The organism is Alloactinosynnema sp. L-07, assembly GCF_900070365.1.
Lineage (GTDB): Bacteria > Actinomycetota > Actinomycetes > Mycobacteriales > Pseudonocardiaceae > Actinokineospora.
In genome coordinates this window covers 6,209,679-6,224,075 of sequence record NZ_LN850107.1, presented here as the reverse complement: position 1 = coordinate 6,224,075, position 14,397 = coordinate 6,209,679, and the positions used below count along the sequence as shown (strand labels likewise).

11 protein-coding genes and 1 tRNA gene are annotated in these 14,397 nt (G+C 65.3%); 3 read left to right on the top strand and 9 right to left on the bottom strand.

The genetic code is table 11. The features are described from left to right. Nucleotides 1-156: 156 nt before the first annotated feature. Nucleotides 157-1,278 (top strand): hypothetical protein, encoded by a 1,122-nt coding sequence (locus tag BN1701_RS34770; RefSeq protein ID WP_082860109.1) that lies wholly within the window; start codon nt 157-159, stop codon nt 1,276-1,278. 22 nt (nt 1,279-1,300) lie between these two features. Continuing rightward, nucleotides 1,301-1,984, top strand: a complete 684-nt coding sequence (locus BN1701_RS36090; RefSeq protein WP_157368267.1) for a hypothetical protein — start codon at nt 1,301-1,303, stop codon at nt 1,982-1,984. A gap of 74 nt (nt 1,985-2,058) precedes the next feature. On the opposite strand, the gene BN1701_RS36085 is transcribed toward BN1701_RS36090, so the two are convergent. The 5 genes from BN1701_RS36085 to BN1701_RS28385 all read right to left on the bottom strand — a co-directional run bounded on the left by BN1701_RS36085 (nt 2,059) and on the right by BN1701_RS28385 (nt 5,965). Continuing rightward, nucleotides 2,059-3,525, bottom strand: coding sequence for a hypothetical protein (locus BN1701_RS36085; RefSeq protein ID WP_157368266.1), 1,467 nt, complete (start codon nt 3,523-3,525; stop codon nt 2,059-2,061). An 82-nt stretch (nt 3,526-3,607) separates the two neighbouring features. Continuing rightward, nucleotides 3,608-4,171 carry an NUDIX hydrolase gene (locus tag BN1701_RS28400; protein ID WP_054053863.1) on the bottom strand — a complete coding sequence of 188 codons (564 nt, stop codon included), beginning with the start codon at nt 4,169-4,171 and terminating at the stop codon, nt 3,608-3,610. A 57-nt stretch (nt 4,172-4,228) separates the two neighbouring features. Beyond that, nucleotides 4,229-5,107: a tyrosine-type recombinase/integrase gene (locus BN1701_RS37625; RefSeq protein ID WP_231949739.1), complete on the bottom strand. Its 879-nt coding sequence runs from the start codon at nt 5,105-5,107 to the stop codon at nt 4,229-4,231. After that, complete coding sequence (locus BN1701_RS37620; RefSeq protein ID WP_231949738.1) at nt 5,038-5,808, bottom strand: hypothetical protein; 771 nt, start codon at nt 5,806-5,808, stop codon at nt 5,038-5,040. Before BN1701_RS37620 ends, BN1701_RS37625 begins: the two co-directional genes overlap by 70 nt. An 83-nt stretch (nt 5,809-5,891) precedes the next feature. Next, nucleotides 5,892-5,965, bottom strand: a tRNA-Thr gene (locus BN1701_RS28385). Nucleotides 5,966-6,063: 98 nt separating this feature from the next. Here BN1701_RS28385 and BN1701_RS28380 point away from each other — a divergent pair. Further along, nucleotides 6,064-7,707 carry a hypothetical protein gene (locus tag BN1701_RS28380; RefSeq protein ID WP_054053862.1) on the top strand — a complete coding sequence of 548 codons (1,644 nt, stop codon included), beginning with the start codon at nt 6,064-6,066 and terminating at the stop codon, nt 7,705-7,707. Between the two features lie 103 nt (nt 7,708-7,810). Here BN1701_RS28380 and BN1701_RS28375 read toward each other — a convergent pair whose 3' ends face one another. From BN1701_RS28375 to topA, 4 genes are all read right to left on the bottom strand, one after another. Beyond that, complete coding sequence (locus BN1701_RS28375) at nt 7,811-9,007, bottom strand: DNA polymerase III subunit delta' (RefSeq protein WP_054053860.1); 1,197 nt, start codon at nt 9,005-9,007, stop codon at nt 7,811-7,813. Continuing rightward, nucleotides 9,007-11,001: a dTMP kinase gene (locus BN1701_RS28370; RefSeq protein ID WP_054056198.1), complete on the bottom strand. Its 1,995-nt coding sequence runs from the start codon at nt 10,999-11,001 to the stop codon at nt 9,007-9,009. Before BN1701_RS28370 ends, BN1701_RS28375 begins: the two co-directional genes overlap by 1 nt. 164 nt (nt 11,002-11,165) lie before the next feature. Beyond that, the gene (locus tag BN1701_RS28365) at nt 11,166-11,429 is read right to left on the bottom strand and encodes a hypothetical protein (protein ID WP_054053858.1); all 264 of its coding nucleotides are present in this window, start codon (nt 11,427-11,429) and stop codon (nt 11,166-11,168) included. Nucleotides 11,430-11,496: 67 nt separating this feature from the next. After that, a complete protein-coding gene (gene topA, locus BN1701_RS28360) occupies nt 11,497-14,277 on the bottom strand; it encodes a type I DNA topoisomerase (protein WP_054053856.1) in 2,781 nt (926 codons plus the stop codon). Nucleotides 14,278-14,397: the final 120 nt, after the last annotated feature.

Genomic DNA, 14,397 nt, shown 5'->3' with positions numbered 1-14,397 from the left:
CAGCGACTTGGTAGCCGCCGCGTCGTTCCGGTTGCTGTTCATACCTATAAGAAACGGCATCTCAGCGCCCGAAAACAGGTGGCAGAGGTTAACCGCATCGGCATTAACCGGAGCTAACTGCGCAGGTCAGAGCAGTTATCTGGACGGCGGGAGCTGATGGGAAACACGCCGCTGCAAGACGTGCGTAGGCAACTCGGCTACTCCGCAGAAGCCGTGATCACAATGCTGATCGCGAGGGCCGAGCGAATCGGCGAGCAAGTAGCAACGCGCGCAAGTCTCAAGACGAAGCTGTCCCGCTGGGAGAACGGTCACGAGCCGGTAAGCGGCGCGGGTTATCAACGCCTTTTCCGCGACATCTACGGCCGCACGAACGATGAGCTTGGATTCCCTGCTGAAAACCAGGACGACGAAGCTGCCGAACTCCGCGCACGCCTCGCAGCGGCTCGCACAGTTGACGCCACCACGGTCGAGATCTTCCGCCGTCAGGTTGACCACGCCCGCCACGTTGACCGCCGTTTTGGCGGGATTTCACTACTAGATCAGCTCCGCGGTCAGATCTCTCAGGTCGAGTACCTTCTTCAGCATGGAACGCGGCGCCGACTACGTGAAGACTTGGCGGCCGTCCTTACAGAAGCATCCACATTGGCCGGTTGGGAATCGCTCGACCGTAATGCGATCAATCAGGCGTGGGGTCACTACGAGCGGGCGAAGGCAGCCGCACGTGAGGCGGGCTCAGCCTCATTGCTTGCCCACGCGACAGCAGAGCAGGCATTCGTTCTCATTGACTTGGGCGAGATCGGCATGGCGTTGGAACAACTTGAGGAAGCACGCGACCTTGCCGACGATGAGGCAACGCCGATTCTCCGATCCTGGCTCGCTGCCGCACATGGGGAAGGACACGCAGCAGCGGGAAATCTAGATCAAGCCCTGATCGCATTCGATGACGCAAGCGGTCTACTTCCATCTGACCCCGTCGACCTCGCTCTTCCATTTATCTTCCTGGGCGATAGCCACCTCGACCGATGGCGCGGAAACGCGCTTGCGCGATTGGGAAATCCTGATGCTATCGCACAGCTAACCATTGCTCTAGATCGCTTGCCAGCCGAGTTTATTCGGGCCAGGGTCGGAATGCTGGTCGACCTGGCATACGCTTACGCAGCCGCGGACGAAAGAGAAGCAGCGCGTTCACACGCGAGAGACGCACGCTCGCTCGGATCGCAGATCAGGTCCGACCGGCATCTGAGACGATTGTCTCAGCTTACCTACAGGGAACGCTAATTGACCGAAAGCGAGGAAGATCGTGATCTCCTATCCGGCTCCCGAACTCGTGCAAGGAAGCGACGAAGGGCTACTCGTCGAAATCGCGGCGGTTGTCTTCCCCGAAATCATCCTCAGGGACAAGGCCACCGGAAAGCTGCGAATCTGGGTTCAAGGGAATACCCCAAGCGAAGATCTGAGGGATGAGGCCGCATCCAGGTTTCAGACCACCCTCGGAATACTTCGCGCTTGGGCAGCCGACGCTGGAGAACTCGCCGAGGAACTCAGGAGCGGGCTAGGAACTGGTGGCGTCTACGATCAACACGGGAATGCTTGGGTAATGCCACCATCCATCATCGCACGTACCACTTTCGGAGGCGAGATAGAAGCATTCTCCGAGGCAGCAAGATTGGGGATGAAGAAATCCCTCAGACTAGCGAATAGCCTTTGGCTAAACGGTCGCCCCAACCGCAACGGGGCCGATGTCTACATGATCTACGAGTATGCAGAGAAGGAGTTCGGCGGCAAGGACGGCATTAGAGGCTCGATAGGGTTGTCCGCTGGGGATCAGAAGCGGCTGACGTCCTCGGCGAACAATCTTCCCGCGCTTCACGGCGGGCGACATGCCGAATTGGGAGGGCATTTCACGTTGGATATGCACCAACTACGATCGCTCGCATCGAAATTGCTCCGAAACTGGATAGAATCGCACGCAGGCGCCCAGTAGGTTCGGAGACCGTTAAGATAGAGCAAGGCAACTAAAGGGTCCAGAGCCCTGGCTACTCTTTCGCCTAGCGGCTATCACAGAGCCTTCGACGTTCTATTTTTTCCGGAAGATTTTGCAAGTCGCAGCGCCAGCAACGCCTGCCTGGAGTCAGCGCCGACACCGCAAGAGATCGAGAAAGAGTTCCTCACTCGAAAGTCCGCGAGGAAACCTTCAAAAGTACCCAGCGAATTCTCCTTCAGGCCGAAGATTGCACTGTCTCCACCGTGCGAGATCAATTTGACGCCAGCAATATTCGACGCTTCAACAACCAGAAGGTCCAGGGTTTCGCTTACCTGCCGGCTAAATCTAACAGCGTCTGCTACTCGCAATTCCAGGAGGGGAAGCTCCATACTCGCGCCGACGTCGTCGCCGTCGACAATTGCGACTACGTCAGGCAAAAACTGATCCTGGCGGGAAGTTGCGGCGGCGGCCTCCCTGTCCCATGGAATAAATGCGCTATCGTTCGGCAGCATCGCGCCAAGCGCAAAGCTTAGAATTGCCGGACTCTTCGCGAAAACTCTAGTGCTGACGTTGTCAGCCCCATATCGCTGTCGACAATGCGTCAAATACTCCCGATGGATCTGCCGGATAAACTTCTCCGCATTTCCTGCCTTCAGGCCCTCGATAAGTGCATCAGCAGTAATCGACACGACCAGCGCAGAGTCGCACCTGTCTTCCGGGCCGACATTGTAACCGCCAGATGGGCCACCCTCTGCGGCCATAAGCGCGGCCTTCTTGAATCCGCTATAGTTTCCCGACCCCTCGGCTGCGTGCAAGATAAGAGCCACGCGAGGCGGTCTGCCTTCGTCGCTCGAACTCAACGCTTCGGATTCGACAGTGACTGCCAGCGGTTCGTCGTTCGTTTGCTGCGACACCTTCCGAAAGTCAATCTGATAGATATCGCCGTCGGGATTCACGAAAGTAGATATCGACCTAACGCATAGACCCAAGTTTAACATTGAACCGCTTGATACAGTGTGTGGGTCGTCAAAGACAAATGGACTCTGCTGCCCCCACAAGACCTTAGCACGACGACCAAGAATGAACGCTTCCTCTAGCCTGCAATGTAGGTAGAGGAATATGGCAGGCTCGAACCCCACTTGGACCGATGTCTCAGCGAGGCGATATTTTATCGTGTCCATCGCCCAGTCGACCCGGAGGTCAACAGTCGTCGCTGATCCAAAGTCTGGGCCTGACCGAAACCAACCGCGATGGTTCTTTCCGATCTTCTTATGGACAGCCTCTATAAGCCCGTCCCGATCGTTCCTTGCATCGCGCGCGATTGGGATGTGGACGTAGACACCAACGCCTTCCCTCTTTCTGTCTCTGTACCACGACAGAAAAAGGATGAAGCCCGCGACAACCCAGATCGCAAGGAGAAGGATCCAACTTAAACTGACCGCGAGATCAGGGATTGCGCCAACAGTCAGGGCGATCGCCACCCAGACTACAAATTGTTTTCCATCGAGCACCCACTCGCCGAGGCGCTGTCGGAAGTTCATCTAGGTTGCCCAATCCACGAGTGGTCCTATCGCCCGCCATGCATATCGTCAGGTTCGTAACCCGCGATTCCAGGAATCGAACCTAGGGCGATGGCGTGTCAGACCGGGAGTTCAGAAAGTACAGCAACGACACTAACGTCCCAGCCCCTAGCAACTGCTGTGCCCTGGCAAGTTCTGTCACTCGGGCCAGCGGAACCCACTCGACCCGGCCGGCTTCCTCACGGTCGGTAGGCTCCCCGAGCCGATCCGCAGAGCGCCACAGGTAGACATCCATCAGCGCCGTGACCTGGCCTGGCAGAGGCTCGAAGCTCACAAGAAGCTCGGGATCGCCTGTAGGCTGCCATCCACTTTCTTCAGCGGCTTCTCTTGCGGCTGTGACGGCTGAGTCTTCACCGTCATCGACCATGCCGCCCAAGAGCTCATAGCCCCACTGGTCCGTCGCAAATCGGTACCGCCATAGCATCAGCACTTCATCTCGATCATTGACGATGAGCGCGATAGCGATGCGTGCCAAGTGGACAACGTGATAGTCCCAGCGTTCGCCGTTAGGGGCCTCGACGTCGACCAGGCCGACCTTCACCCATCGGTTGTCATAGACCAGACGCTCACCGAACGTCTTCCACGCGCCGTGCTGCTCATCTGTCACGCCTGCGAGCCTACGAGAGGGCCGCGTCCTCAGGCGAGAGCCTGAGGTGATCTCTGTCTACGTCCTCCGCTCCCGCGCGGTGTCCAGCCCGACAACGTCCGCGAGCCCCTGCCGGTCGTCCGCTGCTGGGTCCGCGACGACAGCCCGGAGCCCCTTCCTGACCGCCACCAGCCCCTCTTTGCGAAGCACGGCCACGGCCCGCTGGGCAGTGCCGTACGACCGTCCGTATCGGTCAGCAAGCACCTCGAAGGTCGGCAAGACGTCGCCTGGTTTCAACGCTCCGCACTTGATTGCTCCGCGCAGGTCTTCCGCGATTTCTTGATAGGGACTCGGAGGTGCTTCTCTTTCGGCAGCCGTAGGAACAGCGGTTAGCTTGCCGGTTTCATTGAACAGCGCCGGAGGGGTAGGCATCCGGGCGATAAGTTGTCCGGCCGCGCGCTGATCTGCCTCTGAGGTAAATTTGCTGTAGAACCGTAGCGTTGTCGAACCTCCCCCGCTATGACCAAGCCTGCCACTCACCGTGGTGGTATCAGCGCCCGCCAAGATGAGTTCCGTTGCCGAGTAGTGGCGCAGGTGGTGGATATTCTCAGTCCATCCCAAACGCTTGCACATCCTCGAATACTTCTGGGTCACCGAATCAGGCTTGAGCCAAGTCGAGCTATCTGCGGCCAGAGAGAACAATCGTGCGTTTGGCTCGAATTCTTCGACACCGGCCACCGACAGGCGATGATTGCGGTAGGCGGTCAACAGAGACAGCGTGGATTCATCGAGCGTGATCCGACGTTCCTGATGGGTCTTGGTCGGCTTCTCCCACGTACGCGGACCATCCTGGGCAATACTCGTCTTGATTTCCAACACTCCGGCCGTCAAGTCGAGAAGTTCCCATTTCGCCGCGCAAAGCTCGCCCCGCCGCGCCCAGTAACCATCGCGAGCCACACCAACATTCCCCAACCCAAGTCCGCCCAAGCCTCCGTCACAATTGCTGCAGCTTGTTCCGCAGTCGGAGGACTCGGCTGAGGTTTCGGTGCCGCTTGACGTTCGGCCCGATCAAATGGATTGACACCAAACCACTCCCAGCGAACGCCGCGCTTGCCCGCTCCGCCAAGAATTGCCTGGATCTTCACGATAGAAGCATCGGCGAGCGGACTACACCTGTGTTTCTTGCATCGGTCGTCACACTCGTGGTTCTTGTTTGTGCGGTGCTCGATGAACTTCTTTCCCCGACAGTGCGCCCTACACGTGCGGAGTTGCTTGTAGAACGAATCCAGAGTCTCACCGTCGATTGAGCCAGCTACCTTCTCCCCGATCAACGGGCGGATGTGGTGATTGGCCAGGGACTTGTACGCCTTTAGCGTGGTCGTCTCCACGTCTGCCAGCTCGAAGTAGCGATCGAGCAACTGAGAGATCGTCGCCCTCGTGCGCGGTGTCCTGAGCTGGTCAACCTGGGCGAGGAACTTGGTCCGGACCTTGATCGCCTGGGCCATCGCCTTCGGCCCCGCTGGGATGACGTCCGTGAGGTAGTTGCGCTTGCCCGTGACTGCGTCCTTGCCCGCGTAGACCCGGACCCTGAGTGACCCGCTCGGCAGGGTCTCGATCTCGCCACGCTCGGCCCTCGTGGAGCCCTGTGAAGTGCCCATACAGGCCACGGTAGCCCCGGTTGGCTCCATATGTAGCTCCACGACAGAGGCCCGGTCCGTGTGGACCGGGCCTCTGACCTGCGAGCCGCCTAAGGGAGTCGAACCCTTGACCTATTCATTACGAGTGAATCGCTCTAGCCGACTGAGCTAAGGCGGCGTGACCTTGGCAAGTGTAGCGGGAGCCTACCGCGTCACCGTCAGGGACCCATGTCGTTTACTTACCAGTACGCGCACGCCCATAGGAGGACCAGCCCGATGTCCCGACGCCTAGCTGTGATGGCGCTGCCCACGACGGCCGTGTTCCTCGCGATGAGCGCGATGCCCGCCGTGGCGCAGCCCACGACACCGGTACCTCCCCCGGCGAACCCGAGCGCGCCGCCGCCGTCCGCGCCGATCGGGCCGCAGCCGCTGGGGCGCGCGATCGGCGACGCCTCGACCGGGCTGGCCGTGGTGCGGCTGCTGCCGAACTCGACGCCGACCAAGGCGATCATCCCCGGGGCGGAGGACAAGCTGCCGAAGCAGGCCGCCGCCGAGATGGGATTTGGGTTGGCGACAGCGCAGGCCAACTCCGAGGCCTACCTCGCTTACGAGAAGTCCATCGCGCAGTCCGCGCCGGGTGGCTTCGCCTTCAAGGGCAGCAGCCCGCAGGCGCCCGGCTCGCTGGCGCAGACCGCGCCGCCGAACAACGCGCAGCCGCGGACCGGGGGGCTCAACCCGCCGTCGTCGCCGCTGGACACTCTGGTCAAGGCCGGACTCATCAACGGCAGGGTCCAGGCCCAGTGGAGTGACACCCTCGGCCCGTGCGTCGAGACGATCTCCGATGCCTCGACCGAGTTGGCGAGCCTGTCCGCGCTCAACGCGATCCCGACCCTGCCCGGTGTCACCGACCTCGGGGGCGTCTTCGACGCGCCGAACCTCGACGCCAACGCCGACAAGGCGATCGTCGACGGCCTGAAGAACCTGACCGGCCCGCTCAGCACCCTCGGCGGCGTCCTCGGCGGCCAGGGCTCCACGAGCACCAACGGCAAGGGCTCCCTGGTGAGCCTGCCGAACACCCTGTCGGCGCGGTCGGTGGTCAGGCTCGTCGACATCCCCGGCTCGAAGAACAAGGCGGTCCAGTCGACCTCGACACTGCAGGTGGCCGCGCTCAAGCTGCTCGCGGGCACGCCGTTCGAGCTGTCGATCAACGTGGTCAGCCAGCCGACGCTGCAGGTCACCTCGACCGGCGACAAGGCGACCTCGACGGTCAAGTACACCGCGCCGGTCCTTGAGGTCGTCCAGGGCGGCAAGAGCCTGGGCAAGCTCGACGCGGCCAACCCCAAGCTCGACGTCCCGATCGGCATCCCACTGCCCGGCGCCCCGGCCATCCCTGGGGCCGAAAAGCTGCCGATCATCGGCGGCCTGCTCGGCAACGGTCAGGGTCTGCAGGACGCGATGAGCAAGGGCCTGCAGAAGCTCGACCTCGGCGTCCTGCGGCTGTCGGTGGCGAACCTGCAGCAGAAGGGTGAGGACTCGACCCAGCCGTTCAAGGGCTACCAGCTCGGCGCCACCGCCCGGATGCTAGACTTGCAGGTCCTGCCGACCGACGCGCTCGGCCTGCCGAACCTGCCAGCCGCACTGGCCCAGATCTCGCTCGGCGAACAGGTCGCCCGCGCGTTCGCGCCGACCGGCGGCGTCATCTGCGGCACGGCGACGCAGGCCCCGCAGCAGCCGCCCGCACCGATGCCGCAGGGCAAGGCGACCCCGCCGCTGGCCTACACGAACGCCGCCTACCAGTCGGTGCCGATGTTCTGGGCGGGCACCGCGATGTTGCTGGTCGGCGTCGTCCTGGTCGCCGCCCTGCCGCGGCGCCCCCGAATCGCGCCGGTGAGGATCAAGCCGGAACCCAAGTCGGGCTGATCAGACGGAGAGGGACCCCCGCCCGGCTTCGGCCAGGCGGGGGTCCGCGCGTTTCCAAGGGGCGATTGTCCTACAGTCCTCTTGTAGAATTGTTGAACGTTTCTTAGCCGAAGTAGAGCGCGGTCACCATCGCCTCGATCGCGATCCGCGGCTTCACGTTCAGCTCCAGCGCCTCCCGGCAGGCCAACACCGCCTCCAGCCGCCGCAGCGTCGAATCCCCCGTCCACGCGTCCGCCGCCTGCGCGGACCCGTCGGCATGATCCGGATGGTTGAGCGCCGCCGCCGAACCCGACCGCGTGACAAGCACATCGCGGTAGAACCCCGCCAGGTCGACCAACGCCAAGTCCAGCGCGTCCCGCTGGGTCCGGGTCGCCCGCGACTTCTGCCGACGCTCCAGCTCCTTGATCGCCCCCGCGCTGCCCCGGGCCGCCGACGCCGCGCCCTTGCCAGTGCCGCCGTGGCCCATCGCGGTCTTGAGGGCGTCCTTCTCCGCTTCGTCGCGACTGCCGCTGACCTCACTGGCGTCAGCCTCGGCGGCTTTGACCAGGTCGTCGGCGCAGTCGAACACGTCGGTCAGCCGACGCAGCCGCAGCGGAATGCGCAGCACCTTCGCGCGCCGGTCCCGCGCCGCCGGGTCGGTGGCCAGCCGCCGCGCGCGGCCCACGTGGCCGCCGCACACCGAAGCGGCCCACCGGGCGATGTCGACGTCGATCCGGTCACGCAGTTGGAGAACCTCGGCGATCGCGTCCGCGGCCGGGGTCCGAAGCGCGATCGTGCGGCACCGCGAACGAATGGTGACTGACACGTCGTCTGGATGGTCGGATGGCGCGCACAGCAGGAAAACCGTGCGCGGCGGCGGCTCCTCGACCGCCTTGAGCAGCGCGTTCGCCGCGCCCTCGGTGAGGCGGTCGGCGTCGGTGATGATCACGACCTGCCAGCGCCCGCCGGTCGGCCTGCGCGCGGAGGTCTGCACCAGCGCGCGCATCTCGGCCACCGAGATCGACAGTCCCTCGGGCACGACCAGCCGCACGTCGGCGTGGGTCCCGGACATCGTCGTGTGACAGCCCTGGCACTCGCCACAGCCAGGGGTCTCGTCGCCCGCCGTGCACTGGAGCGCGGCGGCGAACGCGCGCGCGGCCACCGACCGGCCCGACCCGGGCGGGCCGGTGAACAGCCACGCGTGGGTCATCCCCGCCGCCGTGCCGGTGCCGTCGACCAGTCGCGCGCCCGAACGAGCGGCAGCGCTCAGGGTCTCCACGGCGTCCGGCTGGCCCACCAGCTGCGACCAGACGCCGCCCATCAGCGCGCCTCAGCCAGGGTGGGCGCCAGCCCCGCCAGCCTGCGACCGGCCAGGGTGGCCTGCACGGCGAGCCGAACCCGCTCGCCGACCTCGTCGGGTGTCCCGTCGCCATCGACCACCACATAGCGGTCGGGGTCGGCCGCGGCCATGTCGATCAACACACTCTGCACGTGCCAATGATGCTCGGTGTTGCCCGCGCGCGGCGGGAGGGTTGCCGGATCGCGGTCGAGCAGCACGGTGATGTCGGGCCGCAGCCGGGAGGTGGCCCAGTCGGCCAGGCCCTCCAACTCGGCCGGGTCGAGCCCCGCGGCTACCGACAGGTGCGCGAGCGGGCTGTCGACGAATCGCTCCATGACCACCAGCGCGCCCCGCTCCAGTGCGGGCCGGATCTCGCGTTCGACCAGGTCGGCCCGCACCGCGGCGGCGACCAGCGCGTGCGCGCGGGCGCTGGTGAGCGAGGCGCCCTTGAGCACGGTGTGCAACCGGACGTCGTCGAGGGCCGGGTCGGTGGCGAGCAGGACTTCTTTCTTGCCCGGCGTGCGCAGCCAGTCGGCGAGCCGATGCGCCTGGGCGGAGGTGTCGAAGTGGGTATCGCCCTCGACGGCGATCAGCAGCCCGCTCGACCGGCGCGGCTTGCCCCGGATCGCGGCGAGCAGGTCGGACAGGATGGTCTCCGAGCGGCGGTCGTCCATCTGCCGGTAGGCGACGATGCCGACGAGCGCGGCGATCAGGCCTGCGCCGAGCAGCACCGGGCGGGTGCCGTCGACCATCATCTCCTTGCCGAACAAGTTGACGCTGTGCGGACGGACCAGCCCGACCAGCACGGGCGTCGCCGCCATCGCGCCCGCCAGGATGATCTTCATCAGGGACTGGTAGATCGCGTTGATCCGGCCGCGGATGGCGTCCTCGACCTGCGTGCCGATGATCGTGACGCCGGTGAGGAACGCCCCGCCCGCGCACGCGCCGAGCGTGGCGACGGTGATCAGCGACACCGCCAGGTGTGGCGAGAGCGCGACCAGGATCAGCGCCAGGCCCGCGGCGACGATCGCGATGCCGAACAGCCGGTTGTGCGGCAGCCGCTTGGCCAGCTTCGGCGAGCCCGCCATCCCGGTCGCGAGCCCGATGAACAGCGCGACGAACAGCAGACCGAACGCCGACTGCCCGCCACGCAGGCTGTTGGCATAGAGCTGTGCCGAACCGACAAGCGCGCCCGCCGCGGCGAACGCGCCCACCATGCCGACCAGCAGGCCGCGCACGATCGGCGTGGTCCGGACGAAGTGGGCCGCGTCCTTCATCATCCTGATGAAGCCGGTCTTCTCCGGCTTCGGCTCGTCGACCGGTTTCTTCGGAACGTCGGCCCGCAGTGACAGCTCGGGGATCCGGGTCGCCACGATGATCGCGCTGGTCAGGTAGAGCAGGCCGTTGATCGTCAGGATGAACCTGGCGATGCCCAGCTCACTGGTGCCGAACGACAAATTCAGGTTGGTGCTGACGCCGGTGATGAGCGCGTAGAGACCCGCGCCGCTGATCACCGCGATGCCGTAGGTCATCACCATGCCGAGTTGGTTGGCCGTCTCCACCTGGTCGGGCCTGCGCAGCAGGTTCGGGACCGCGGCGTCCTTCGACGGGATCCACAGCAGGGCACAGCAGCCGATCAGGAAGTTGCCGATGAACAGCCACCACGGCGAACCGACGATGGCGATCGACAGGAACAGCCCGCACCGGGCGATATCGGCCAGCACCATAACCTTGCGCCGGTCGAACCGGTCGGCGAACAGACCGCCCAACGGCGCGAACAGCAGGCCGGGGAGCAGCTGGGTCAGCACCACGCCGGAGAACGCGAAACCCTGCGCCCGGTAGTCCTCGGTCAGCGAGGCGACCAGCCCGGTCAGCGCGAGCAGTGACAGCCAGTCACCGACGCTACACAGGTAAGTGACACCCCAGAGCCTGCGGAACGGTCTGATCGAGAGCACACTGCGCGCCCGGTGGGCCATGGACGCGTTCGCGTCGCTCGACCTCGTCCCGGCCTTGACCTGTCCGTTCGGGCCCCCGCTGATGCCCTCCACCCCATCTCCACACAAGTTCCATCCTCAGCGTAGCCGGGATGCGGCGAACAGGTTTCCGCAAGGCAGACACGAACGGGCTCACTTTGGGTGAGCTAGTTGACAAAACCTTCGATCATCGCGAGAAAACCGCTGATCACCTGGTACGCGATCACCAGCATGACCGCGGCCGCGATGACCACCACCGCCAGGCTCACCCGGATCCGGCGCAGCGGCGCCCCCACCGCCCGCATGGACACGTGCGGCCATCCCGGCCGGGGCGGGTACTCGACCATGCCGGGCAGGACCAGCGGCGTTTCATGGCCGCGCTTGGGCCGCGGGGCATCCCGCGGCTCGTCGTCACCGAAACGTTCAGCCATTCGGGGTCCCCCTCTCGGGCTACTACCCCACCCAGGCTAAATGTTCATCGAACGCCGCGACAGAGGGCTACGACTTCGATTTGGCAGGCGTCTTCTTCGCCGGGGCCTTACGCCGAGCGGGTGCGGCTCGCTTCGGTGCGGGTCCTTTGGCCCGCTTCTCCGCCAGCAGCTCGGCGGCGCGCTCGTCAGTCAGCGTCTCGACGTTGTCGGCCTTGCGCAGCGACGCGTTGGTCTCACCGTCGGTGACGTACGCCCCGAACCGGCCGTCCTTGACCACCATCGGCTTGCCCGACGCCGGGTCGTTGCCCATCTCCCGCAGCGGCGGCGCGCTCGCGGCGGCCTGGCGGCCCCGCTTCTTCGGCTCGGCGTAGATCTTGAGCGCGTCGTCCAGCTCGATGGTGAAGATCTGGTCCTCGTTGACCAGCGACCGGGAGTCGGTGCCGCGCTTCAGGTACGGCCCATAGCGGCCGTTCTGCGCGGTGATCTCCTCACCGCTGGCCGGGTCGGTGCCGACCACCCGCGGCAGCGACAGCAGTTTGAGGGCGTCGTCGAGCGTGATCGTGTCGAGCGTCATGTCCTTGAACAGCGAACCCGTGCGCGGCTTGGCCTTCGCGGTCTTCGATCGGGTCTTCTTGGCGCCCTCGGCGGGCTCCTCCGGCTCGGGCAGGACTTCGGTGACGTACGGGCCGAACCGGCCTTCCTTCGCCACGATCTCGTTGCCGCTGACCGGATCCGTGCCGAGCGTGCGCCCCTCCATCGGGGTCGCGAACAGCTTCTCGGCGATCTCCAGCGACAGTTCGTCCGGCGCCAAGTCCTCGGGCACGTTCGCCCGCTGCGCCACGCCGTCGACCTCGCGCTCCAGGTACGGCCCGTACCGGCCGACCCGCACCACGACCGGGCGGTCCTCGTCGTCGCGGAACACCTCGATCGAGTTCACCGACTTCGCGTCGATGTGCTCAACCCCGCTGCCGACCAGCTTCTTGAGCCCACCGGACCGGCCGACCGAGCCCTCCGGGCCGATCTCGCCGCCGAAGTAGAAGCCCGTGAGCCACGCGGTGCGCGCCTGGTCGCCCGCGGCGATGCGGTCGAGCTCGTCCTCCATGGCGGCGGTGAAGTCGAAGTCGACCAGCCGCTCGAAGTGCTGCTCCAACAGCCCGATCACGGAGAACGCGATCCACGACGGGACCAGCGCGGAACCCTTCTTCCACACGTAGCCGCGGTCCTGGATGGTGTTGATGATCGACGCGTAGGTCGACGGGCGGCCGATGCCCAACTCTTCGAGCGCCTTGACCAGGCTCGGCTCGGAGTAGCGCGGCGGCGGGCTGGTGGTGTGGCCATCGGCGGAGAGCCCCGCCGCGGTCAGCGCCTGGCCCTTGACCAGCAGCGGCAGCCTGCGCTCGGCGTCGTCGGCCTCGCCACCGGTCTCGGTGTCGACCGCCTCGACGTAGGCCCGCAGGAAGCCGGGGAAGGTGATCGTGCGGCCCGAAGACGAGAACACGCACTCCTCGCCACTGGCCGCCGCCCCGGTGATCCGGACCGTCATGGTGGTGCCGCGCACGTCGGCCATCTGGGAGGCGATGGTGCGCTGCCAGATCAACTCGTAGAGGCGGAACTCGTCGGTCTCCAGCTCGGAGGCGACCTGGCCGGGAGTGCGGAAGACCTCACCGGCGGGCCGGATGGCCTCGTGCGCCTCTTGCGCGTTCTTCACCTTGCGCGTGTACTGCCGCGGCTGCGGCGAGACGAACTGCGCGCCGTAGAGGTCGGTGGCCTGCTGCCGGGCCGCTGTGATCGCCGTCTCCGACAGGGTCGTGGAGTCGGTACGCATATAGGTGATGTAGCCGTTCTCATACAGCCGCTGCGCGGTGCGCATCGTCCGCTCGGAGGAGAACCGCAGCTTGCGGCCCGCTTCCTGCTGCAGCGTCGAGGTCATGAACGGCGCGTACGGCTTACGGGTGTACGGCTTCTCCTCGACGCTCGCGACCGTCAGCGCCGCACCCGCGAGGGCCTCGGTGAGCCGTCGGGCCTCGGTTTCTTCGAGGAGCAGCACCTCGGTGCCGGGCTTGAGCTTGCCGTCCTGGCCGAAGTCGCGGCCGGTGGCCAGCCTGGTCCCGTCGACCGACAGCAGCCGCGAACCGAAGGTCGGCGGCTCGGCGGGGGCACCGGCGTCCATCGTGGCCGAGATGTCCCAGTAGGTCGCCGCGACGAACGCCATGCGCTCACGCTCACGCTGCACGACGATGCGGGTCGCGACGGACTGGACGCGGCCTGCCGACAGCCGCGGCATGACCTTCTTCCACAGGACCGGGCTGACCTCGTAGCCGTAGAGCCGGTCGAGGATGCGGCGGGTCTCCTGCGCGTCGACCAGGTCGCGGTCGAGGTCGCGGGTGTTCTCCGCGGCGGCGCGGATGGCGGGCTCGGTGATCTCGTGGAAGACCATCCGGCGCACCGGCACCTTGGGCTTGAGCGCCTCCAGCAGGTGCCACGCGATGGCCTCGCCCTCGCGGTCACCGTCTGTCGCGAGGTAGAGCTCGTCGACGTCCTTGAGCAGGCCCTTGAGTTCGGTGACCGTCGACTTCTTGTCGGGGGTGACGATGTAGATGGGCTCGAAGCCGCTGTCGACGTTGACGCCCAGGTTCGACCAGGACTCACCCTTGTACTTCTCGGGCACCTCGGCGGCCTTGCGCGGTAGGTCGCGGATGTGGCCCCGGGAGGACTCGACGACGAAGTGGCGGCCCAGGTAGGACGCGATTTTGCGCGCCTTCGCGGGCGACTCGACGATCACGAGCCTGCGTGGCTGCGCACCGTCGGTACCGCCACCGTTCTTCTTCGTCCCAGACGAGCCAGCCACGCTTTCCCGCTCTCTATGAAGCCGTCCTTAGCCCCGTGTCAGCCAGTCAGTGTGCACGCTGGCCGGCGAATGCCCTATTTCAGGGGCACTCCCCGTGGCATGGAGATCGGCCGAACGAGT